Raw genomic sequence first — 22,631 nt, 5'->3', positions numbered from 1 at the left:
CCGGCGCGCCATCGTTCGCATCATGCGGCGAGACCGTGCGCGCGCACGACGTCGATGAAGCCGGCGAGCACGGGGCTGACATCGCCCGTGCGCCACACGAGGCCCGTCTCGACGACCGGCGCGTCGCCGGCGAGCGGCCGGTAGACCACGCCGGTGCGCCGCAGGTTACGCAACGACTGCGGCACCAGTGCGACGCCCATGCCGGCCGACACGAGGCTGACGATCGTCTGCATCTGGATCGCCTCCTGGCCGATGCGCGGGGTTTCCCCCGCCGCGCCGTAGCAGCCCGTAATGATGTCATAAAAGCCGGGCGCCAAACGACGCGAGAAGATGACGAGCGGCAGCGCGGCCAGCTCGGCCAGATGCACGGGTTCGTCTTCGGGCACGCCGGGCGCCGCGGCCGCCGGCATCGCGACCACCAGCGGCTCGCGCACGACCGGCAGGTACGACAACCCGGCCGCGTGGCGCGGCGGCACCGGCGGAATCACGAGCCCCGCGTCGATGCGGCCCGCGACGAGTTCCTCGATCTGCACGTCGCTCGTCGCCTCCGCGAGTTGCAGCCGCACCTGCGGATAGCGCGCGCCGAATGCGCGCAGCAGCGACGGCAGCAGCCCGTAATCGGCGGTCGACACGAACGCGAGCGACAGCGAACCGGCTTCGCCGCGCGCGAGACGCCGCGCGAGCGGCGGCAGAGCGTCGGCCGACGCGAGCAGCCGGCGGACGTCGGGTAGCAGCGCCGCACCGACCGCCGTCAGCGCGACCGAGCGCTTGGTACGCGCGAACAGCGCGACGCCGAGCGCGTCCTCCAGCGCCCGGATCGCTTGCGACAGCGGCGGCTGCGTCATCGACAGGCGCTCGGCCGCACGGCCGAAATGGCGCTCGTCGGCAACGGTCACGAAATAGCGCCACTGGCGCAGATCGGGCGTCGGGTCAGCCATATTTCACTCATTCGCAAAACGACTTAATAAGCGACAAATAATATATTGGACATCCCAAAGCGGAAACTCCATTCTTGATTGATCCGAACCGGCGCGCCGTTCGCGGGCGTCGCCAATACAACGATGGAGTCCCCCATGCCGTACAACCGTCGCTCGAAGCACATCACGCAAGGCGTGGCCCGTTCGCCGAACCGCTCGATGTATTACGCCCTCGGTTACCAGAAGGCCGATTTCGACAAGCCGATGATCGGCATCGCGAACGGCCATTCGACGATCACGCCTTGCAACTCCGGCCTGCAGCGGCTGTCGGACGCGGCCGTCGCGGCGGTGAAGGCGGCCGATGCGAACCCGCAGATCTTCGGCACACCGACGATCTCGGACGGCATGTCGATGGGCACCGAGGGGATGAAGTACTCGCTCGTGTCGCGCGAAGTGATCGCCGACTGCATCGAGACCTGCGTGCAGGGCCAGTGGATGGACGGCGTGGTGGTGGTCGGCGGCTGCGACAAGAACATGCCCGGCGGGATGATCGCGCTCGCGCGCCTGAACGTGCCGGGCATCTACGTGTACGGCGGCACGATCCGCCCCGGCCACTGGAAGGGCCGCGACCTGACGATCGTGTCCTCATTCGAGGCGGTCGGCGAGTTCACCGCGGGCCGTATGTCGCAGGAAGATTTCGAAGGGGTCGAGCAGAATGCGTGCCCGACGTCGGGGTCGTGCGGCGGGATGTATACCGCGAACACGATGAGCTCGTCGTTCGAGGCACTCGGCATGTCGCTGATGTACTCGTCGACGATGGCGAACCCCGATCAGGAGAAGGTCGACTCGGCCGCCGAATCGGCGCGCGTGCTGGTCGAGGCCGTGAAGCGCGACCTGAAGCCGCGCGACATCATCACGAGGGCGTCGATCGAGAACGCGGTGTCGCTGATCATGGCGACCGGCGGCTCGACCAACGCGGTGCTGCACTATCTCGCGATCGCGCACGCGGCCGAGGTCGACTGGACGATCGACGACTTCGAGCGCATCCGCAAGCGCGTGCCGGTGATCTGCGACCTGAAGCCGTCGGGCCAGTACGTCGCGACCGATCTGCACCAGGCCGGCGGCATCCCGCAGGTGCTGCGGATCCTGCTCGATGCGGGGCTGCTGCACGGCGACTGCATGACGATCACCGGCCGGACGATCGCCGAGGAGCTGAAGGATGTGCCGGGCGTGCCGCGCGCGGACCAGAAGGTGATCTTCCCGATCGATCGCGCGCTGTACAAGGAAGGGCATCTCGCGATCCTGAAGGGCAACCTCGCGGAAGACGGCGCGGTCGCGAAGATCACCGGCCTGAAGAACCCGGTGATCACGGGCCCGGCGCGCGTGTTCGACGACGAGCAAAGCGCGATGGATGCGATCCTGGGCGACCGGATCCGCGCCGGCGATGTGCTGGTGCTGCGCTATCTCGGCCCGCAGGGCGGCCCCGGCATGCCGGAAATGCTCGCGCCGACGTCAGCGATCATCGGCAAGGGGCTCGGCGAATCGGTCGGCTTCATCACCGACGGCCGCTTCTCGGGCGGCACCTGGGGGATGGTGGTCGGACACGTCGCGCCCGAGGCCTTCGTCGGCGGCACGATCGCACTCGTGCAGGAAGGCGACTCGATCACGATCGATGCGCACCGGCTCGTGCTGCAGCTGAACGTCGACGACGCCGAGCTCGCGCGCCGACGGGCCGCGTGGAAGCAGCCGGCGCCGCGCTACACGCGCGGCGTGCTCGCCAAGTACGCGGCCCTCGCGCGCCCGGCGAACAAGGGCGCGGTCACCGGCTGACGCGGTACGCGTGTCATGCGACCCCATTGCAGAAGGCCGCCGGGGGAAACGCGCAAAACGCGCTTTCCCTTTGCTCTTATAATGCGCGGACCGTGAAGCCGGCCGTTTCCGCCGGCGGAGAACCGCATGAAACAGACGATATCGCGCGCGCTGCTCGTCGCGCTGCTGACCTGCAGCGCGGCGGCGGCACACGCCGACCAGGCCAGCGACGGACTCGTGCTTGCGCAGCGCAAGAACTGCATGGCCTGCCATGCGGTCAGCAAGCCGCTGATGGGCCCGTCGTTCCACGACATCGCCGGCAAGTACGCAGCACGTGCCGACGCCGTCGATTACCTCGCGCAATCGATCGTGAAGGGCAGCGTCGGGGTGTGGAGCGGCGTGCCGATGCCCGCCAATACGCAACTGACGAGCGCCGAAGCGCACACGCTCGCGCAATGGGTGCTTTCGCTGCGCTGAACCGGATGACGGGGCGCATGCACGCGCGCCGCGCTTTGCGCCCGGCACGGCGCCATGCTTCTCGTTGCAACCGGAGCCGCGCCCGCGCACGAAACTCTCCGTGCGCTCAGCCTGAACGTCCGGCTCGGCGGCGAGCGATCTCTTCGTCGACCGCATCGCGAACCCATTCCATCACTTCGGTTTCGAGCGCCAGCGCCACTTCGCGCGTAATCTGGCCGACCAGCCAGGCCGTATGGTCGTGCAGCGCGTCGCGGCAGCGTGCCTCGATGGCCTCGCGCCCTTCCCCTGTCAGATAATTCGTCAGCCGATTGCGCAGACGCTCGGCGATATGTTGCGCGTCCTCCGGCGTCAGCGCGGCGGCCGCATGCGATTCCGGGTGCGCCGCGCGAGCAAGATGATCGGTGGCCAGTTCGTCGACCGCCGCTGCGACCGCGTGCGACGGCATCGCTTCGCCGGCGTCGTGCGGCGTCGCGGCTACGCCGGCCTGCTGCCCATCGTCGTCGGCCAGCGCGGAGCGCAACGGCGCCAGCGCCGCAGCCGACTCCTCGGCGACGACGTGCCCGGCGGCACCGGGTTGCGCCGGCGCATCGCTGTCGCCCGGCAGTTCGACGGTCGGGACGTCCGGCGTCGGCACCGGCTCGACCACCACGAATTCGGGGTCAAGTCCCGCGTGTTCCGGCACGGCCGCATCGTCGCGCGGCGGCGCATCGGTCGCGGACGAACGCGCCGGCACCGGCTTGCCCGGCACCAGCACGTCGGTCAGCGTCGGGATCGAAGAGGATTCGGCTTGGTTCACGGGAATGCTCCGTCGACGATTTCAGCTAGCTGCCTTGCTTGTAGTTGTTCAGCGCGTATCCGCGATCGCGGTAGAAGCGATAGCGGTCGCGGCCCGCGGCCAGCTCGTCCGGCGCATTGCCGACCACCTCGAGCAGGCGTTCGAAGCGGGCGAACTGCGCGGGCACGGCCGCGCCGAGATTCAGCAGCACGTGGTGATGCGGCGCCTGGTCGAGATCAGCGGCCAGCACGATCGGCGTGCCGGCCGCGTGCGCGCTGTCGACGCCGCAGTGCGGAATGAAATCGAGCGGCGAGAACGTCCAGAGCCGCTCGTCCAGCGCGCGCAGGCGCGCGGGTTCCGCCAGCACGACGACCGGCTGCCCGGCCAGGTAGGCCTTGCGCAGCAGCCGGCATGCGTACGCGAGCGAATCGCCGACGTTCGAATGGAAATCGATTCGCGTCATTGCCCGCGCACCCGCATCGTCGTGAGACGTGCCATCACTGGCCGGCGCGGTCGATCAGGAACTGCGCGAGCAGCGGCACCGGACGGCCGGTCGCGCCCTTCGCCGCGCCGCCCTTCCACGCCGTGCCGGCGATGTCCAGGTGCGCCCACGGATAGCTGTCGGTGAAGCGCGACAGGAAGCACGCCGCCGTCACGGCGCCGGCCGGACGCCCGCCGATGTTCGCGATGTCCGCGAAATTCGACTTCAGCTGTTCCTGGTATTCGTCGTCGAGCGGCATGCGCCACGCCGGATCGTTCGCTTCGCGCGAGGCGTCGAGCAGCTCGCCCGCGAGCGCATCGTCCTTCGAGAACAGGCCGCTGTTGTGGCCGCCGAGCGCGATCACGCAAGCGCCCGTCAGCGTCGCCACGTCGATCACGGCCGCCGGCTTGAAGCGTTCCGCATAAGTGAGCGCGTCGCACAGGATCAGGCGGCCCTCGGCGTCGGTGTTGAGCACCTCGATCGTCAGCCCCTTCATGCTGGTGACGATGTCGCCCGGCTTCGTCGCGTTGCCGCCCGGCATGTTCTCGCAGGTCGGCACGATCGCGACGACGTTGATCTTCAGGCCCATTTCGGCGACCGCACGCATCGTGCCGAGCACCGAGCCCGCGCCGCACATGTCGTACTTCATTTCATCCATGGCCTCGCCCGGCTTCAGCGAGATGCCGCCCGTGTCGAACGTGATGCCCTTGCCGACCAGCACGACCGGCGCAGCCTTCGCGGCGGCGCCCTGGTAATGCAGCACGATGAACTGCGGCGGCTCGACCGACGCGCGCGCAACCGACAGGAACGAGCCCATCTTGAGCGCCTGGATCTGCTTCAGGCCGAGCACCTCGACCTTCAGACCCCAATCCTTCGCGATCTTCTTCGCGGTGTTGCCGAGATAGGTCGGCGTGCACACGTTGCCGGGCAGGTTGCCCAGGTCGCGCGTGAGGTCCATCCCGTTCGCCAGCGCGACAGCCTGCTTGGCCGCCAGCTTCGCCGCCTTTTCATCGGCCGGATCGACGCTGAACACGACGCGCTTGAGCGTATGCGACGCCGGTTCCGGCTTGCTCTTCATCTGCGTGAAGCGGTAGGTCTCGTTGCGCAGCGCGAGAATCGCCGCACGCACGCCCCAGTCGGAGCCGCGCTCGTCGACCGGCAGCTGAGCGAGCGAGAACGTGACCTGGACGACCTTGGTCGCCAGCAGCGCGCGCCATGCGGCCGTCGCCGCGTCGTTGTAGGCTTTCTGATTGAAAGCATCCTGCTTGCCGAGGCCGACGAGCAGCACGCGCGACGCACCGATGCCCGATACCTCGTGCAGGAACAGCGTCTTGCCGCGCTTGCCGTCCATATCCCCGGCCTTCACCACGCGCGAGATCAGCCCCTTGGTGGCCGTGTCGATGTCGAGGGCCGCGCCCGAGAGAGTCTGCGCCTCGAAGATGCCGAGGACGATGCAGTCGGACTTCCCGGTCAGGAACCCCTTGGCTTCGCCTTTGCTCCAATCACAGCCTTTTATGCTAAAGTCCATCGCGCTTGTCCTCGGATAAAATCTGGGCTAAGGATGAAAGCCGCAATTATCCGCTATTTTTCCCGTGGCGGCGCGAGCGCTCCACCACGCGTGCGCAGCCTCCCGCCCTCTTCTCATCAAGAATGATCTTCGAACGCTCCCTCCAGCGCGAGCTTGCGTATACGGCTGGCGCCGTGTTCATGGTGCTGCTCACGATCATGCTCACGACGATGATGATCCGCATCGTCGGCTATGCCGCGTCCGGCGAAATCGATCCGCGCGACGTGCTCGTGCTGATCGGCCTGACCGTGATCGGCTATCTCGCCGTGATGCTCGTCGTCACGCTGTTCGTGTCGATCCTGTTCGTGCTGACCCGGTGGTACCGGGACTCCGAAATGGTCGTCTGGCTCGCGTCGGGCGTGAGCCTCACGCGCCTGATCAAGCCGATCGGCGTGTTCGCCACGCCGATCGTCCTGCTGATCGCGTTCTTCGCGTTCGTCGGCTGGCCGTGGTCGAACCAGCAGAGCAAGATGATCAAGGCGCGCTTCCAGCAGCGCGACGAAATCTCGCTGCTCGCGCCTGGCCAGTTCCGCGAATCGGCGTCGAACCATCGCGTGTTCTTCATCGAAAAGATGTCGCCGGACCAGAGCAAGGTGCAGAACGTGTTCGTCACGTCGACCGAGAACGGCAAGGTCAACGTCGTGGTCTCGCACACGGGCCACACGGAAACGAAGGACGGCGATCGCTTCGTCGTGCTGGAGGACGGCCGCCGCTACGACGGCACGCCCGGCCAGCCGAACTTCAAGATCATGGAGTTCCAGCGCTACGGCGTGAAGATCACGAGCACGCCGGTCACCAACGTGCCGACCACCAACAGCACGCCGACGCCCGACCTGCTGCGCAACCCGACGCGCGACAACCTCGCGGAATTCGCGTGGCGCGCGGGGCTGCCGCTGATCGCGATCAACCTGATGGTGCTCGGCATTCCGCTGTCGTACCAGAATCCGCGCCGCAGCCGCACGATCAACCTCGTGATGGCCGTGCTGATCTATCTCACGTATTCGAACCTGCTGAACGTCGTGCAGGCGCAGATCGAGCAGGGCAAGATGTCGTTCGGCGTCGGCCTCGTCGGCCTGCACCTGGTCGTCGCGGCGATCGTCGCGTTCATCTTCTGGTTGCGCGTGCGCAATCGTCCGCTGTTTACACGCGCGCTGTTCGGCCGCTCGGGAGCATGATCGATGCGGCTCTATGAAAAATACTTCGCGCGGCAGATCTACGTCACGTTCATCTTCATCCTGTTCGCGTTCTCGGGCCTGTTCTTCTTCTTCGACCTGATCAGCGAACTGAACTCGGTCGGGCACGGCAACTACAAGTTCGGCTACGCGGTGCTGCGCGTCGCGCTGCAGACCCCGTCGCGCTTCTACGAGATCATCCCGGTCGCCGCGCTGATCAGCGCGATCTACGTGTTCGCGCAGATGGCCGCGAACTCGGAATTCACGATCTTCCGCGTGTCGGGCCTCGCGACCAACCAGGCGCTGCGCTCGCTGCTGAAGATCGGCATTCCGCTCGTGATCATCACCTACCTGATCGGCGAATTCGTCGGCCCGTACGCCGACCAGCTGTCCGAACGCGTGCGGCTGCAGGCGCTCGGCGCATCGGTGTCGTCGAACTTCCAGTCGGGCGTGTGGGTGAAGGACACGCTCGCGGCCCGCGAGAACGGCGATCAGGTCACGCGCTTCGTCAACGTCGGCAGCCTGTCGCCCGATTCGACGATCAGCAACGTGCGCATCTACGAATTCGACTCGAAATTCCAGTTGCAGAACGTGCGGATCGCGCAGACGGGCCGCTACGAGCCGCCCGGCCACTGGTTGCTCAAGGGCGTGACGGAAACCGAACTGACGCCGATCAAGCCGATCAGCGGCCAACCGGCCGACGCGCTGAACCCCGTGTACCGGTCGCAGCAGGTGACGCTGCCCGAATACCGGCTGCGCTCGGACCTGACGCCGCAGATCCTGTCGGTGCTGCTCGTGTCGCCGGAACGGATGTCGCTCATCAACCTGTTCCGCTACATCCAGCACTTGCGCGAAAACCAGCAGGACACGCAGCGCTATGACATCGCGCTGTGGCGCAAGCTGCTCTACCCGTTCGCGGTGTTCGTGATGCTCGTGCTGTCGCTGCCGTTCGCGTACCTGCATACGCGTGCCGGCGTGGTCGGCGTGAAGGTGTTCGGCGGCATCATGCTCGGCATGAGCTTCCAGCTGCTCAACACGCTGTTCTCGCACATCGGCACGCTGAACACGTGGCCCGCGCCGCTGACCGCGGCGACACCGGGCCTCATCTATCTCGCGCTCGGACTGTTCGCGCTCAAGTGGGTCGATCGGCACTGAGCGCCGTCACGACGGAGGCTTCGACATGAGTTCGCACGGCATCGTCCTGTTCGGCCACGGCGCACGCGATCCGCGCTGGGCCGAGCCGTTCGAGCGGCTCGCCGCGCGGCTGCGCGCGGCCGGCTCCCCTGCCCCGCACGTGTCGCTGGCGTTTCTCGAACTGATGACGCCGTCGCTCGATACGGCCATCGCCGCGCAGGTCGCGGCCGGCTGCACGCACATCACCGTGGTACCCGTATTCTTCGGCCAGGGTGGCCATGTGCGCCGCGACCTGCCGCAGCTCGTCGACGCGTGCCGCGCCGCGCATCCGGGCATCGAGATCCGTTGCGCGACGGCCGTCGGGGAAGACGACGGCGTGCTCGATGCGATCGCACGCTACTGCATCGACCAGCTCGGCCGCGACGCGTAAGCGAATCGGCGAGCCCAAACAAAAAAGCGCTGGCTTCGAAAGCCAGCGCTTTTTTTTCGCCTGCGAACCACGCGCTCGACTCAAGCGGCATCCTGCAGCGCATCGCCCTCTTTCACGCGCCGCACGCGTTCGGCGAACGCGTCGCCGATCATCAGCAGGCTCGGTTCCGCCGGGTCGAGCCACGCCTGCGCGTCGCCCGCCGCCATCTGCGCCAGCGTGAGCGTCAGCGTGCGTTCGCGCGCGGTGCTGCACGCCTCGACGATCGCGACCGGCGTGGCGGGCGCGCGGCCCGCGTCGATCAGTTCGCGGGCGATGCCCGGCGCGCTGTCGCGGCCCATGTAGTAGACGATCGAATCGGCGCGCGCGGCCTCGCGAATCTCGTCGCTGCCCGGCGCGCGGCTGTGCGTCGCGAACGCGACGCTGCGCGACACGCCGCGCAACGTCAGCGAGCGCTTCAGCGTCGCCGCGCCGGCCAGCGCCGCGGTGATGCCCGGCACGATCTCGTAATCGATGCCAGCCGCCTCGAGCGCGCGCATTTCCTCTTCGGCGCGCCCGAACAGCATCGGATCGCCGCCCTTCAGGCGCACGACGCACGCATGCTCGCGCGCCGCGTCGACGATCTGCTTGTTGATGAAGTGCTGCGCGGTCGAACGCTGCCCGCAGCGCTTGCCGACCGCGATTTTCCGCGCGTTCGGCGCATAGTCGAGCATTGCCGGCTCGACGAGCGCGTCGTGCAGCACGACGTCGGCTTGCTCGAGCAGCCGCGCGCCACGCACCGTGATGAGGTCCGCCGCGCCCGGCCCTGCTCCGATCAGATACACCTTGCCCATGTTTGTCGCTTCGCTTGTCCTGCTCGTGAACGGCGACCGGCGCGCGCCGCCCAGACGGGCGGCGCAAAACGCCGGTTACGCCGAGAACGCCCGGATCATGCCGGCGGCGACCGTATGATGCGTCGCCTCGTCGATCAGCACGAACGCGCCCGTGCCCGGATGCGCGTCGTACGTGTCGCAGACAATCGGCTTCTGCAGCGTCAGCGCCACGCGGCCGATGTCGTTCATCTTCAGTTCCTGGCGGTCGGTCGCGTGCGACAGCGTATGCACGTCGAGCACTTCCTTGACCGCACCGATCTTCGCGAACACCGTGCTCGTGGTCTGCTTCAGCAGGTACTTGCGCTGCGGCGACAGCGGCGTCTCGTCGAACCAGCACAGGTCCGCCTCGAGCTTCTTCGCCGGCGCGACCGTCTCGGCCGTCGTGACGAACATGTCGCCGCGCGACACGTCGACGTCCTGTTCGAGGCGAATCGTCACCGTCTGGCCCGCGAATGCGTGCGCAACCGACGCGGTGCCGCCCGGCACCGGCGCGACGATCTCGGCGATCGTCGCGGTGCGGTTCGACGGCAGCACGACGATTTCGTCGCCGACCTTCACCTCGCCCGATTCGATCCGGCCCATGTAGCCGCGGAAATCGTCGGCCGAGCTGCCGTCCTGGCGCGCGACCCACTGCACCGGGAAGCGCAGCGCGTCATGCGCCTGCGTCTCGACCGGCAGCGATTCGAGCACGTCGAGCAGCGGCTCGCCCGCGTACCACGGCATGCGCTCGCTCGCGCCGACGATGTTGTCGCCCTTCAGCGCCGACACCGGCACGAAACGCACATCGTTCAGGCCGAGCTGCTTCGCGAGCGCGACGTACGCGTCGCGGATCTCGTTGAAGCGTGCTTCGCTGTACTCGACGAGGTCCATCTTGTTGATCGCGACGATCACGTGCTGCAGCGCGAGCAGCTTCACGATCGCGCTGTGGCGCTTCGTTTGCGGCAGCAGTTCCGCGACGCCGTTCTCGATCGTCACGCGCGTCGCGTCGACCAGGATGATCGCCGCATGCGCGGTCGATGCGCCCGTCACCATGTTTCGCGTGTACTGCTCGTGGCCCGGCGTGTCGGCGATGATGAACTTGCGCTTCGCGGTCGCGAAATAGCGGTATGCGACGTCGATCGTGATGCCCTGCTCGCGCTCGGCTTCGAGCCCGTCCGTCAGCAGCGCGAGGTCGATCTCGTCGCCGACCGTGCGCTTGTTCTTCGCGCGCGACAGCGCGGACAGCTGGTCGGACAGCACGGCCTTGCTGTCGTACAGCAGGCGGCCGATCAGCGTGCTCTTGCCGTCGTCGACGCTGCCCGCGGTGATGAAGCGCAACACGCCGAGGTCTTCGGTGTTCTCGATGATGCTCATGATGTGAATGTCCTCGTGTGCTTCAGAAATAACCTTGCTTCTTGCGCTGTTCCATCGCGGCTTCGGAGGCCTGATCGTCCATCCGGGTCGCGCCGCGTTCGGTGATCTCGGTCACCGCCGTCTCGGCGATGATCTTCTCGACGTCGTCCGCATCGCTCTCGACCGGGCACGTGCAGCTGATGTCGCCCACCGTGCGGAAGCGCACCTGCGCGAGTTCGCTCGTCTCGCCGTCACGCATCGGTGTGAGCGGCGTGACCGGCACGAGCAGACCGTTGCGGCGCACGATCTCGCGCTGATGCGCGTAGTAGATCGACGGCAGTTCGAGATTCTCGCGCGCGATGTATTGCCACACGTCGAGCTCGGTCCAGTTCGAGATCGGGAACACGCGCAGGTGCTCGCCGTTGTGCAGACGTGCGTTGTACAGGCTCCACAGTTCCGGGCGCTGCGCCTTCGGATCCCACTGGCCGAATTCGTCGCGGAACGAGAAGATCCGCTCCTTCGCGCGCGCCTTCTCTTCGTCGCGGCGCGCGCCGCCGATCAGCGCCGTGTAGCCGTGCTGTTCGATCGTCTCGAGCAGCGTGACGGCCTGCGCGGCGTTGCGCGAATCGGTTTCGCGGCGCAGCACGACCGTGCCGCGCTTGATCGAATCCTCGACGTGGCCGACCACCAGTTCGGCGCCGAGCTCTTGCGCACGGCGGTCGCGGAAGTCGATCACTTCCTCGTAGTTGTGGCCCGTATCGATGTGCACGAGCGGGAACGGCAGCGTCGTCTTGCGGTTCGCGCCGAGGCCGAACGCCTTCAGCGCGAGGTGCAGCACGACGACCGAGTCCTTGCCGCCCGAGAACAACAGCGCCGGCTTGCTGCATTCGGCAACGAGTTCGCGCAGGATGTGGATCGACTCGGCTTCGAGCCAGTCGAGGTGGCCCATGCGGTCGTCGGCGCCGGTGGGCGGGGCAAAGGCGGATTGCTCGAGCGTCGTGCTCATGATTTCAGTCCTTCTCTTCTGGGTTCGTGCCGCCCGCTATCGCGGGCGACGCAATATTCGGTTTCTTGTCGGCTTTCAGTGCGCGGCGCCGGCTTCGGCGTTCGCGGGAATCGGCGTGATCGTGATGTGCAGCCCGCATTCCTTCGTGTCGCGCGACTCCCACCACCAGCGTCCCGCCCGGCTGTCCTCGCCGGGGCGGATCGCGCGCGTACACGGCTCGCAGCCGATGCTCGGGTAGCCGCGCGCATGCAGCGGGTTGACCGGCACGTCGAACGCCTTCAGGTACGCCCACACGTCGGCTTCCGTCCAGTCGGCGAGCGGGTTGTACTTCGCGATCCCGCGCGCTTCGTCCTGTTCTTCCTCGTGCAGCTCCGCACGCGTGACCGACTGCTCGCGGCGCTGGCCCGTGACCCACGCGCCGACGTCGGCCAGCGCGCGGTTCAGCGGCTCGACCTTGCGGATGTGGCAGCACGACTTGCGCAGCTCGACGCTTTCGTAGAACGCGTTCAGGCCGTGCTCGGCGACGTACTGGTCGACCGCGTCCTGGCGCGGGTGAAACTGCTCGATCTCGTAGCCGTAGCGCTCGCGTACGCGATCGATCATGCCCAGCGTTTCCGCGTGCAGGCGGCCGGTGTTCAGCGAGAAGATGCCGATCGACACGCCCTTCGACAGGATCGCGTGCGTGAGCAGCATGTCTTCCGCGGCGAGGCTGCTCGCGAACTTCACCTTCTCGTGGCGCGCGCCGATCTGCGCGAGCAGCGCGTCGAGACGCTCGACCTTCGTAGCGAGTTCCGGCGTCAGTGCGGTCGCGGTGCTCATGCGCTCACCTTGGCGTCGGCCGCGGCATCGCGGCGGCGGAACAGCGGCGCCGGCTCGTCGAACGCGCCCTGGTAACGCTGCGTGAATTCGCCGAACGCGTTCAGCGCGTCGTGGATGTCCTTGTCGGCACGTACCGCGAACGCGTCGAAGCCGCAACGCGACATGTACAGCAGCTGATCGCGCAGCACGTCGCCGATCGCGCGCAACTCGCCGGTCCAGCCGTGGCGCTCGCGCAGCAGCCGCCCGATGCTGTAGCCGCGGCCGTCCGCGAAGCGCGGGAAATCGACGGCGATCAGCGAGATCGCAGCGAAGTCGGCCACGAGATCGGCCGGCTCGCTGTCCGGCGCGAGCCACACGCCGAGTTCGTCCTTCGTCTTCGCGGCGACGAGCGCCGCGCGCTCGGCCTGCCACAGGGCGAACGGCACCAGCACCTTGCCGGCCGGCAACGCGTCGACCGCGGGCAGCGCACCGTCTTCCGCCGCGCGCACGACCTGCCATGCGTCGTCGATCACTGCGCGGTTCTTGATAATCGAAGCCATCTGCAAATTCCTTCTACCCGGTTGGTTACGCGTTCACTGCCTGGCGCGCCGCATACACGCGCTCCTTGAACGGTGCGATGCCGATGCGGTCGTACGTGTCGATGAAGCGCTCGCCGTCGATGCGCGTCTCGACGAACGTGTCGATCAGCTTCGCGATCACGTCCGGCACTTCCTCCGCCGAGAACGACGGCCCGATCACGCGGCCGAGGCGCGCGCCGTTGCGGCCCGTGCCCTGCTCGCCGCCGAGCGACACCTGGTACCACTCGGCACCGTCCTTGTCGACGCCGAGGATGCCGATGTTACCCACGTGATGATGACCGCACGAGTTCATGCAACCGGAAATGTTCAGCGACAGGTCGCCGAGGTCGTACACGTAGTCCAGATCGTCGAAACGCTGCTGGATCGCCAGCGCGATCGGAATCGACTTCGCGTTCGCGAGCGAGCAGAAGTCGCCGCCCGGGCACGCGATGATGTCGGTCAGCAGGCCGATGTTCGGCGTCGCAAAACCGGCCGCCTTCGCCTTTTCCCATACCGCGAACAGGTCGCGCTTCTTCACGTTCGCGAGAATCAGGTTCTGCTCGTGCGACACGCGCAGTTCGCCGAACGAGTATGCGTCGGCCCAGTCGGCCACCAAGTCCATCTGCGCGTCGGTCGCGTCGCCCGGGGCCACGCGGTGATCCTTCAGCGACAGCGTGACGGCGGCATAGCCCGGCACCTTGTGCGGCGCGACGTTGCGCTCGACCCAGCGCGCGAACGCCTTGTTCTCGAGCAGGTGCTGTTCGAACGATGCGTCGGTGTCGGCGAGCTTCTCGTAGACGGGCGGCAAGAAGTACTGCGACACGCGGTCGAGCTCGGCCTGCGTGAGCGTTGACGGGCCGTCCTTCAGGTGCTGCCACTCTTCCTCGACCTGCTGCGCGAACTTCGCAGGCGACAGCGCCTTCACGAGAATCTTGATACGCGCCTTGTACAGGTTGTCACGGCGACCGTAGCGGTTGTACACGCGCAGCACGGCTTCGCAGTAGGTCAGCAGGTGCTGCCACGGCAGGTCTTCCTTGATCACCGCGCCGACGATCGGCGTGCGGCCGAGACCGCCGCCCGCGAGGATGCTCGCGACCACTTCACCCTGCGCGTTCTTCTCCAGGTACACGCCGAGGTCGTGGATCTGCACGGCCGCGCGGTCGTGCTTCGAGCCGGACACCGCGATCTTGAACTTGCGCGGCAGCCATGCGAATTCGGGATGGAACGTCGACCACTGGCGCAGGATTTCCGACCACGGACGCGGATCGATCTCCTCGTCCTGAGCGACGCCGGCGAACTGGTCGGCCGTGATGTTGCGGATGCAGTTGCCCGACGTCTGGATCGCGTGCATCTGCACCGACGCGAGCTTCGCGAGGATTTCGGGCGTTTCCTCGAGCTGGACCCAGTTGAACTGGATGTTCGAGCGGGTCGAGAAGTGGCCGTAGCCGCGGTCGTGTTCGCGGGCGATGCGCGCCAGCATGCGGAGCTGCTCGCTGCGCAGGTTGCCGTACGGAATCGCGATGCGGTGCATGTACGCGTGGCGCTGCATGTACAGGCCATTCTGCAGGCGCAGCGGACGGAACTCGTCTTCGCTCAACTCGCCCGACAGGCGGCGGCGCACCTGATCGCGGTACTGCGCGACTCGCTCGTCGACGATCGTCTGGTCGTACTGGTCGTACTGATACATTCGGGGACCCCAGGGTTTTCGTGGTGACCGCGCGACGTCCTAGCCACGTCGCGCCCGAATCTCCGTTCCGCCGCCACCGCCGGCCTTCCGCGGCCCGGCTGGATTGCTAATGACGAAAACAGATATCCATATTTGAAAAACTCCGGTGAATCGTAATAAACTCGCCTTATATTTCAAACGACTAAAAAATTCTGTTGATATGCGGAAGGGTTATAAATGAACCTGCACCAATTTCGCTTCGTGCGCGAGGCCGTCCGGCAGAATTTCAACCTCACCGAGGCCGCCAAGGCGCTCTACACGTCGCAGCCGGGGGTATCGAAGGCGATCATCGAGCTCGAGGACGAGCTGGGCGTGGAGATCTTCACGCGGCACGGCAAACGCGTGCGCTCGCTCACCGAGCCGGGCAGGATCATCCTCGCGTCGGTCGAGCGGATCCTGCAGGAAGTGGAAAGCCTGAAAAGGGTCGGAAAAGATTATGCGGCGCAGGATCAGGGCAACCTGACGATCGCCGCCACCCACACGCAGGCCCGCTACTCGCTGCCGGCCGCGATCGCCGAATTCAAGAAGCGCTTCCCGAAGGTGCACCTGTCGATCCTGCAAGGCAGCCCGACCCAGGTCGCCGAGATGGTGATCCACGACCAGGCCGATCTGGCGATCGCGACCGAGGCGATCGCCGACTACAAGGAACTCGTGTCGCTGCCCTGCTTCCAGTGGCATCACGCGGCCGTGGTACCGGCCGACCACCCGCTGCTCGAACGCAAGCCGGTCACGCTGGACGATCTCGCGCAATACCCGCTGATCACGTACGACGACGCGTTCGCCGGCCGCAAGAAGATCAACCACGCGTTCGCGCTGCGCGGGTTGTCGCCGGACATCGTGCTGGAGGCGATCGACGCCGACGTGATCAAGACCTACGTCGAGCTCGGGCTCGGCGTCGGAATCATGGCCGACATCGCGTTCAACCCGGAGCGCGACCGCAACCTGCGGCTGATTCCGGTCGGCCACCTGTTCGGCAGCAACGTGACGCGCGTCGCGCTCAAGCAGGGCGCCTACCTGCGCAGCTATGTGTATACGCTCGTGGAGCTGCTGTCGCCGACGCTGAACCGCAAGCTGATCGAGCAGGCGCTCAAGGGCGAATCCGAATCGTACGAGCTTTGAAGGACAGGTATAAACACAGGGGCGCACATTGCGCCCCTTTTTATTGCCCGATGCAGACGGAGATTCCCGCATGACGCTTCCCGCCCTGTTGCGCCGCGCCGCCGGCGCCGCCCTCGTGCTCGCCTGCGCGGCCGCGCATGCCGACCTGAAGGTCGGCGTCGACCTGTCGTCGACCGGCCCGGCCGCCGCGATCGGCATCACCAGCAAGAATGCGATCCTGATGTGGCCGAAGACGATCGCCGGGCAGCCGCTGCAGGTGACGGTGCTCGACGACGCGTCCGACCCGGGCGCCGCCGTGCGCAACATCCGCAAGCTGGTCGACGAGGATCACGTCGACGTCGTGGTCGGGCCGAACATCACGCCGGCCGCGCTCGCGGCGCTCGACGCGGTGGCGGCCGCGCAGACGCCGATGATCACGCTGGTCGGCTCCGGCGCGATCGTCGAGCCGCAGGAAGGCGCGCGGACCTGGGCGTTCAAGATGGCGCAGAGCGACAGCGCGATGGCCGACGTGATGACGCGCTACATGGCAAACCATGGCGTGAAGACGGTCGGCTTCATCGGCTTCGCGGACAGCTACGGCGACAGCTGGCTGAACGAATTCACACGCTTCGCGGACGTCCGCAAGATCCGCGTGACCGCGACCGAGCGCTTCAACCGCACCGACGCAAGCGTCACCGGCCAGGCGCTGAAGCTGATCGCGGCGAAGCCGGACGCGATCCTGATCGCGGGTTCGGGCACACCAGCCGTGCTGCCGCAGCGTACGCTGATCGAGCGCGGCTACAAGGGCGCGATCTACCAGACGCACGGGATCGCGACGCCGGAGTTCATCAAGCTCGGCGGCAAGGACGTCGACGGTACGCTGTTCCCGACCCAGCCGGTCGTCGTCGCGCGCACGCTGCCCGCCGACCATCCGGCCCGCAAGGCCGCGCTCGCGTTCGTCGACGCGTACGAAGCGAAATACGGCGCCGGCACGGTCACGCAGTTCGCCGGTGATGCGGCGGGCGTCTATCCGCGCCTTGCCGACGCGGTCGGCCGCGCGCTCAAGGCCGCGCAGCCCGGCACGCCGGCCTTCCGCGCGGCGCTGCGGCGCGAGCTCGAGCACGCGCACGAGCTCGTCGTGCCGAACGGCGTCGTCAATACGAGCGACAAGGATCACGTGGGGCTCGATCAACGCGCGAGCGTGATGGGGATCGTGAAGCACGGCCAGTTCGTCTATCTGAGCCGGTAACGCAGGGACGATCGCCGGACAGCTTGCCCGGTGCCCCGTTTTCCGCCATAATCCGCGTTTCGCCGCGCACAATCGCATGCGCGGCCAGGATCAAAGCCCAGGTGGTGAAATTGGTAGACGCAGGGGACTCAAAATCCCCCGCCGCAAGGCGTGCCGGTTCGATTCCGGCCCTGGGCACCATGACATAGTTCCGGGAAATTCCCGGAAGTCCCAAAACCCGCGACAGCACAAGGCTTCGCGGGTTTTTTCATTCCGGCAAAGTGCCGTGTAGTGCGTAGACAGCCGGGGGCAAGCGGGGGCAACATTGGGGGCAACCGATCCGAAGTTGCCTTACCCGTCAGGAGTTGCCCCCGTGCCATTAACCGATACAGCCATCCGGAACGCCAAGCCAGCCGACAAGCCCGTGCGCCTGTTCGACGGAGGCGGCCTCTATCTGGAAGTCGCCCCGAGCGGGGGCAAGTGGTGGCGCCTCAAATACCGATTTGGGGGCAAGGAAAAGCGCTACTCGCTCGGCGTCTACCCGGAAGTTACATTGGCGACCGCACGGAAGAAGCGCGACGAAGCCCGTGAAAAGCTCGCTGCCGGCATCGATCCGGGTGAAGCGAAGAAGGCGGAAAAAAGGGCCAGCCTGCTCGCGGCCGCCCATTCGTTTGAGGTTGTCGCCCGTGGCTGGATGGCCGAGCGCAAGACGACCGTGGAGCCAGCGCAGCATGCCAAGACGCTCGCCCGCATGGAGAACGATGTATTCCCATGGCTCGGCAAGCGCCCTATCGCTGAAATCGACGCCCCGGAGATACTGGTCGTGCTGAAGCGCGTAGACGGGCGTGGAGCCAGATTTACCGCCCATCGCATCCGCAGCGAGATTAGCCGGGTATTCCGCTACGGCATCAAAGAGGGGTACTGCAAGGCCGATCCGGCCCGCGATCTGGTAGATGCAATCCCGCCCGCGCAGACAACACACTTTGCCTCAATCACTGAGCCGGAGAAAGTGGGCGAGATGCTTCGCGCGTTCGACGGCTTCACGGGCACGTTCCCGGTTCTCTGCGCGCTCAAGCTAGCTCCCATGCTGTTCGTTAGGCCGGGCGAGTTGCGGAAGGCAGAATGGGCGCAATTCGACCTCGACAAAGGCGAATGGCGCTATTTCGTCAACAAAACGAAAACGGATCACCTTGTTCCACTGGCCGCGCAGGCTGTCACGATTTTGCGCGAGCTTCACGCCCTGACTGGCGAAGGCGTCTACGTGTTCCCTGGTGCTCGCGACCGAAATCGGCCGATGAGCGAGGCCGCTATCAATGCAGCCCTTCGTCGGCTCGGCTACGACACTCGCACCGAGATTACCGGTCACGGCTTCCGGGCAATGGCACGGACGATCCTGCATGAAGAGTTGGAGGAAAAGCCGGAAGTGATCGAGCACCAACTAGCGCATACCGTCCCTGACAGCCTGGGGCGCGCGTACAACCGAACGAAATTCATCAAGGCCCGACGTTCGATGATGCAACAGTGGGCGGACTACCTCGACAAGCTCAAAGCCGGTGCGGAAATCATTCCGATCGCAGCGGCAAGATAGATCCGTACCGCTGCGAGTATGCCCCCCTTCCGTGCGTCTCCCACCAGTAAAACGGACACGGCCTAGGCATAGGGTGAGGCGATGATTTGGCCCCTTATTATTATGTGCCCCCCCCTATGTTTGCCGTCAGTAGAGAAAAGACGCGGGTGTGAGCCCCCGCATATTGACCCTGCTACAGGGTCCCTTGCTCCCCCTCGACACTTGCGGCCAACGTAACAATGTCCGATCGGGGCGCATCGCGGACACCCCCCTCGAAAACACGGTTTCGACGCCTCTCGAATCCCGTAGAGCCAAGCCCCGCCAAGCTTCGCGGTCGACACAGACGATCGACGCGTGTCCGCTCACTGCAAAATAAGTTGGAGAGTTGGAGATAACCGCCTGAATCGGCCGCAAAGCCTTATGGGGTAGGGATTCGTGTGTCTCCAAACGATTTGGAGAATGCTGGAGATACTGGAGATAAACCGGACTGGATTGTTACGGATGCGGCAAGAGTCGAGGCAGCCGCCGGCCCGGTTCCGTCTGGCACGTATCGCTCAAAGCAACTTTGACGCGCGGGCCAAAAATACCGCGCAAAGGAATCCCCGCCACCGCCCTCCCGGACGGCGGCGGCGTCTTTCACAGTTCGAGCGTGAAGATCGACGGCAGCACACGGTAGACCATGGCTGGGCCATGTCCCGGAATGTGCTCACGTCGGTACGGATAGCCGTCGGTGCGGGGCCTCAGCACACCACGCTTTATCAGGGCGTTCGCGACCATCTTGTGATCGAAGCCGGCGCACACGTCCTTACGGAACACGGTCGACTCGATCAGATATTCCGTCTCGACACACTCCGCATCTTCGGCGCTCATCTTGTCGCCGAACTCCGCGTAATAGGCTTGATTCGACTCAATCGCGACGCTGCTCTTGTCGTGTTTCACGAGTCGTTTCCAGCCCGCACGGTGCGGCGCGTTCGGTCGATGGTCGTCCTGCGCCCGGTTCATCCACACGAAACGGTTGTCGCCGTGTGCGACGAGGAAGTGCAGCACCTGTCGCACCGCATCCGCTTCGTCCGAATTGCCCGTGCCTCCGCGCAGTTCGAGCCAGCCCTCGAAGCAGCGACGTGCGGCCTCGACCGCTTCGCCCTGCGGCCAGCCGGTCAGCCCGTGCGCCGTCGCCAGCTCGCCCGCCACCGCGACAAGGCAGAACCGTTTGGCGACGCGCGCGACCTGCGAATGCGAACCGTCCGGAACCCATTGCCCGACCAGCTCATCGACGCGCACGCGCAGATGCTCGGCCAGCTCATCGGCCTGCGACGACGCCCACTCGATGAAGGCCGGCCCCGCCGTGCCGTAGTGCCTGCCGGCGTGCCGCTCTAGATGCTCGATCAGCGCGGCCGGCGTCGGGAAGCCGTGCAGCTTCTCCACGACGCCCATTTCCCCAACCTCAGCCGGGATCGCGGGCAAGCGCACCTCGATACCGCCTTTCATCGGCTTGTTGCCCTCGGCCATCAGCGCGGACACGCTCTTTTCGCCGTTCGACAGGAACAGCAGCCGCCACGTGAGCACGGGCTTTGCTGAGCCGCTACGCGACGCACGGGCCTTGCCCGACTCGTTCGCGAGCATGTAGATCACATCGCCGACCAGGCGCGGCTCGACCTGCCCGATTTCGTCGAGGATCAGCAGCGCGTCGCTATGTTGCGTGGCGACGGCTTCGAGCGCGTTGTCGGTCGCCTTCCAGCTCCGCACGTAGTCGGGCGAACCGAACACGGACGCGGCGATGACACCGCCCGTCGACTTGCCCTTGGACGTCGTGCCGAGCAGGTGGAAGCCGCCCGACTGGAGCCCGGAGAAATGCAGCAGCGGACCAGCGAAGGCGGTAGCGACGCAGAACAGCAGCCGGCTATTGCCGACGCAGTAAGCCGCAACCTCGCGTTGCCAGTCGTCCAGCGTGCCGCGTTCCTTGAACTGGCTCTGGATCGGCGTGTCGGCCTGATAGATCAACGCCTCTTTGCCGGTGCCAATGACACGATCGGGTAGCACGAACGCGCCGTGATGCCAGCCAACGCGCGGCACGCAGCGCACGCGCTCGTCAGGCTGGGCCATCTGCACATAGTTCGCGATCTGCGTGCGGGCGATCTGCGTCACGCCGAGCTTCACGCCCATATCGAGCAGCATCCGGCGCAGCTCCGTGCCGTCGCCTGCGAAGAGCCCCGCCGGCACCGCCCACCGTTTCAGGATGCCGTCGCGGTCCGTGAATTCGAGCAGGTAGCCCCACTCGCTGTTCATCTCGTTGCGCGTCTCCGCGATTACGTCGATACGCGTGCTGACCCAATGCGGCGGCAGCGGGTCGCCCTGATTGTTGAAGCCGTGAAACCACACGCCCTTGTCGTCGACGACGAACCGCGACTTACCGTCCTGAGCGCGGGCCGTTTTGGGGCGCTTGGCGGGCTTCGTGGCGGCTGGCGTGGCCTTGCCTTGGCCGGCATCCGACGAGGCGGCCAAACCGGCCGGCGCAAGCGCAGCGCGCACGGCGGCGGCCACCGCATCCGGGCCGACGTGCGCAGCCAGGTCGTTGAAGTCGGTGCCGGCCGCTGGACGGTTCGAACCGAAGTCGGGCACCGCGACGATGCCGGCGACGGCCTCGGCCGCCGCGCGGGCCTTCGTCACGCCCGGATTGCCCTTCGTCGTGTGGTCGTCGTCGGCGCACACGACGATGCGGGCGTCCGGATACTGGCCGCGCAGCGCCGTCGCGACTGCGTGCAGGTTGCCGGCGTCGAAGGCGACGGCGGCCGGATAGCCCGTCGCGGCCGCGAGCGTCGCGCACGTGGCGTAACCCTCGCCAATCAGCAGCGTGGACGGCGCGGAAGATAACGGGCCACCGATCAGCGAGAAGCAGCCCGCCTTGCGGCCATTCGGCAGATAGCGTTTCTGGCCGTCCGTCAGGACGAATTCCAGCGTCCACAGCCTGCCGTCCGCGTCACGGGCCGGGATGACGAGTGCGCCGTCGCACGCGGCGGTGCCGATGCACAAGCCGCCACGATAGACGCGCAGCGCGTCGACCGGGATGCGCTTGCGAACGAGATAGGGATGATCGGCCGGCGCAGGCTCGGACGCCGACCAGATCGATTCAGCAAGCGCTGACGCGGCCCGCTGTTTCTCTGTCAGCTCGGCCAGCTCGGCTGCCTCGCGGGCCGCGCGTTCGGCATTCTGCCGCTCGCGCTCGGCTGGATCGACCGGCTTCGCCCGATGCGCGCGCGGATCGAAGCCGCCTTGCTTGGCGAGGTGAAACAGCGTGTTGATGGTGATCTTGCCGCCCTTGAACGACTTCCACACATCGCGCGCGTCCTTGCCGTTGTAGTTCTGCGCGCCTTGGCTCCATTCGTTCCAGAGGGCGAAGCCCTCCTCGTCAAACTCGGCCTTGAGCGCCATCCCCACCTGACGCCACGTGTCGCGGTCGTCGGGCGGAACATAGCCGAGCGCGACTCTCGCCCGCTCGAATTCCGACATGGGTGCGTTACTCATAGGTTCCCACTGGACGCGCGTCGGTCGGCTTCCGATTAGTAGTCCATATCGGGTAAGCAGCTACCCGACGCGCGAAGAATTGAATGATGCGGCGATGCCTAGCGGCGGGCCTTAGCCGGCCGCACGAGGCACCGACAGAACCGCC

General features: G+C 66.3%; 19 protein-coding genes and 1 tRNA gene. 9 read left to right on the top strand and 11 right to left on the bottom strand.

Going from position 1 to position 22,631, the window contains the following annotated elements; translation table 11 throughout:
* Positions 1-20: 20 nt before the first annotated feature.
* Positions 21-938 (bottom strand): LysR family transcriptional regulator, encoded by a 918-nt coding sequence (locus tag ACV22W_RS25770; RefSeq protein WP_448022410.1) that lies wholly within the window; start codon positions 936-938, stop codon positions 21-23.
* A 135-nt stretch (positions 939-1,073) separates the two neighbouring features.
* Between ACV22W_RS25770 and ilvD the strand changes: the two genes are divergently transcribed.
* Both ilvD and ACV22W_RS25760 read left to right on the top strand, forming a co-directional pair.
* Positions 1,074-2,747 (top strand): dihydroxy-acid dehydratase, encoded by a 1,674-nt coding sequence (gene ilvD / locus ACV22W_RS25765; protein ID WP_448022409.1) that lies wholly within the window; start codon positions 1,074-1,076, stop codon positions 2,745-2,747.
* 126 nt (positions 2,748-2,873) lie between these two features.
* Complete coding sequence (locus ACV22W_RS25760; protein ID WP_448022408.1) at positions 2,874-3,203, top strand: c-type cytochrome; 330 nt, start codon at positions 2,874-2,876, stop codon at positions 3,201-3,203.
* 106 nt (positions 3,204-3,309) lie between these two features.
* Here ACV22W_RS25760 and ACV22W_RS25755 read toward each other — a convergent pair whose 3' ends face one another.
* Genes ACV22W_RS25755 through ACV22W_RS25745 form a run of 3 tightly spaced genes read right to left on the bottom strand, consistent with a single transcriptional unit; the run spans position 3,310 to position 5,987 of the window.
* The gene (locus ACV22W_RS25755; protein ID WP_448022407.1) at positions 3,310-3,999 is read right to left on the bottom strand and encodes a DUF2486 family protein; all 690 of its coding nucleotides are present in this window, start codon (positions 3,997-3,999) and stop codon (positions 3,310-3,312) included.
* 25 nt (positions 4,000-4,024) lie between these two features.
* The gene (locus ACV22W_RS25750) at positions 4,025-4,441 is read right to left on the bottom strand and encodes a DNA polymerase III subunit chi (RefSeq protein WP_044845627.1); all 417 of its coding nucleotides are present in this window, start codon (positions 4,439-4,441) and stop codon (positions 4,025-4,027) included.
* Between the two features lie 34 nt (positions 4,442-4,475).
* Entirely contained in the window at positions 4,476-5,987 is a 1,512-nt protein-coding gene (locus tag ACV22W_RS25745; protein ID WP_448022406.1) for a leucyl aminopeptidase, read from the bottom strand.
* A 122-nt stretch (positions 5,988-6,109) separates the two neighbouring features.
* Here ACV22W_RS25745 and lptF point away from each other — a divergent pair, with 122 nt between their 5' ends.
* From lptF to ACV22W_RS25730, 3 genes are read left to right on the top strand one after another with little or no spacing between them, the layout of a single operon-like run.
* Positions 6,110-7,201, top strand: coding sequence for an LPS export ABC transporter permease LptF (gene lptF, locus ACV22W_RS25740; protein WP_044845625.1), 1,092 nt, complete (start codon positions 6,110-6,112; stop codon positions 7,199-7,201).
* 3 nt (positions 7,202-7,204) lie between these two features.
* Positions 7,205-8,353 (top strand): LPS export ABC transporter permease LptG, encoded by a 1,149-nt coding sequence (gene lptG, locus ACV22W_RS25735; protein WP_448022405.1) that lies wholly within the window; start codon positions 7,205-7,207, stop codon positions 8,351-8,353.
* A gap of 25 nt (positions 8,354-8,378) precedes the next feature.
* Positions 8,379-8,762 carry a sirohydrochlorin chelatase gene (locus ACV22W_RS25730; RefSeq protein WP_448022404.1) on the top strand — a complete coding sequence of 128 codons (384 nt, stop codon included), beginning with the start codon at positions 8,379-8,381 and terminating at the stop codon, positions 8,760-8,762.
* Between the two features lie 80 nt (positions 8,763-8,842).
* On the opposite strand, the gene cobA is transcribed toward ACV22W_RS25730, so the two are convergent.
* The 6 genes from cobA to ACV22W_RS25700 all read right to left on the bottom strand — a co-directional run bounded on the left by cobA (position 8,843) and on the right by ACV22W_RS25700 (position 15,032).
* Positions 8,843-9,592: a uroporphyrinogen-III C-methyltransferase gene (gene cobA, locus ACV22W_RS25725; RefSeq protein ID WP_448022403.1), complete on the bottom strand. Its 750-nt coding sequence runs from the start codon at positions 9,590-9,592 to the stop codon at positions 8,843-8,845.
* 75 nt (positions 9,593-9,667) lie between these two features.
* Positions 9,668-10,984: a sulfate adenylyltransferase subunit 1 gene (locus tag ACV22W_RS25720; protein WP_448022402.1), complete on the bottom strand. Its 1,317-nt coding sequence runs from the start codon at positions 10,982-10,984 to the stop codon at positions 9,668-9,670.
* Positions 10,985-11,006: 22 nt separating this feature from the next.
* On the bottom strand, positions 11,007-11,969 hold the full coding sequence (cysD, locus tag ACV22W_RS25715) for a sulfate adenylyltransferase subunit CysD (protein WP_044845620.1): 963 nt from the start codon (positions 11,967-11,969) through the stop codon (positions 11,007-11,009).
* 75 nt (positions 11,970-12,044) lie between these two features.
* On the bottom strand, positions 12,045-12,788 hold the full coding sequence (locus ACV22W_RS25710) for a phosphoadenylyl-sulfate reductase (protein WP_448022401.1): 744 nt from the start codon (positions 12,786-12,788) through the stop codon (positions 12,045-12,047).
* Complete coding sequence (locus tag ACV22W_RS25705; RefSeq protein ID WP_448022400.1) at positions 12,785-13,327, bottom strand: DUF934 domain-containing protein; 543 nt, start codon at positions 13,325-13,327, stop codon at positions 12,785-12,787. The genes ACV22W_RS25710 and ACV22W_RS25705 overlap by 4 nt, the downstream gene beginning before the upstream one ends.
* Before the next feature lie 25 nt (positions 13,328-13,352).
* Positions 13,353-15,032, bottom strand: coding sequence for a nitrite/sulfite reductase (locus ACV22W_RS25700; RefSeq protein ID WP_448022399.1), 1,680 nt, complete (start codon positions 15,030-15,032; stop codon positions 13,353-13,355).
* Positions 15,033-15,248: 216 nt separating this feature from the next.
* Here ACV22W_RS25700 and ACV22W_RS25695 point away from each other — a divergent pair, with 216 nt between their 5' ends.
* The 4 genes from ACV22W_RS25695 (at position 15,249) to ACV22W_RS25680 (ending at position 18,985) form a co-directional block, all read left to right on the top strand.
* On the top strand, positions 15,249-16,190 hold the full coding sequence (locus ACV22W_RS25695; protein WP_009689198.1) for a CysB family HTH-type transcriptional regulator: 942 nt from the start codon (positions 15,249-15,251) through the stop codon (positions 16,188-16,190).
* A gap of 70 nt (positions 16,191-16,260) precedes the next feature.
* A complete protein-coding gene (locus ACV22W_RS25690) occupies positions 16,261-17,418 on the top strand; it encodes an ABC transporter substrate-binding protein (RefSeq protein WP_448022398.1) in 1,158 nt (385 codons plus the stop codon).
* Between the two features lie 95 nt (positions 17,419-17,513).
* A tRNA-Leu gene (locus ACV22W_RS25685) sits at positions 17,514-17,598 on the top strand.
* A gap of 172 nt (positions 17,599-17,770) precedes the next feature.
* Positions 17,771-18,985: a tyrosine-type recombinase/integrase gene (locus tag ACV22W_RS25680; protein WP_448022397.1), complete on the top strand. Its 1,215-nt coding sequence runs from the start codon at positions 17,771-17,773 to the stop codon at positions 18,983-18,985.
* A gap of 615 nt (positions 18,986-19,600) precedes the next feature.
* Here ACV22W_RS25680 and ACV22W_RS25675 read toward each other — a convergent pair.
* On the bottom strand, positions 19,601-22,471 hold the full coding sequence (locus ACV22W_RS25675; protein ID WP_448022447.1) for a DUF927 domain-containing protein: 2,871 nt from the start codon (positions 22,469-22,471) through the stop codon (positions 19,601-19,603).
* Positions 22,472-22,631: the final 160 nt, after the last annotated feature.

The sequence above is a fragment of the Burkholderia sp. AW49-1 genome (genome assembly GCF_053427845.1).
This window is presented reverse-complemented; position numbering and strand designations above follow the sequence as displayed.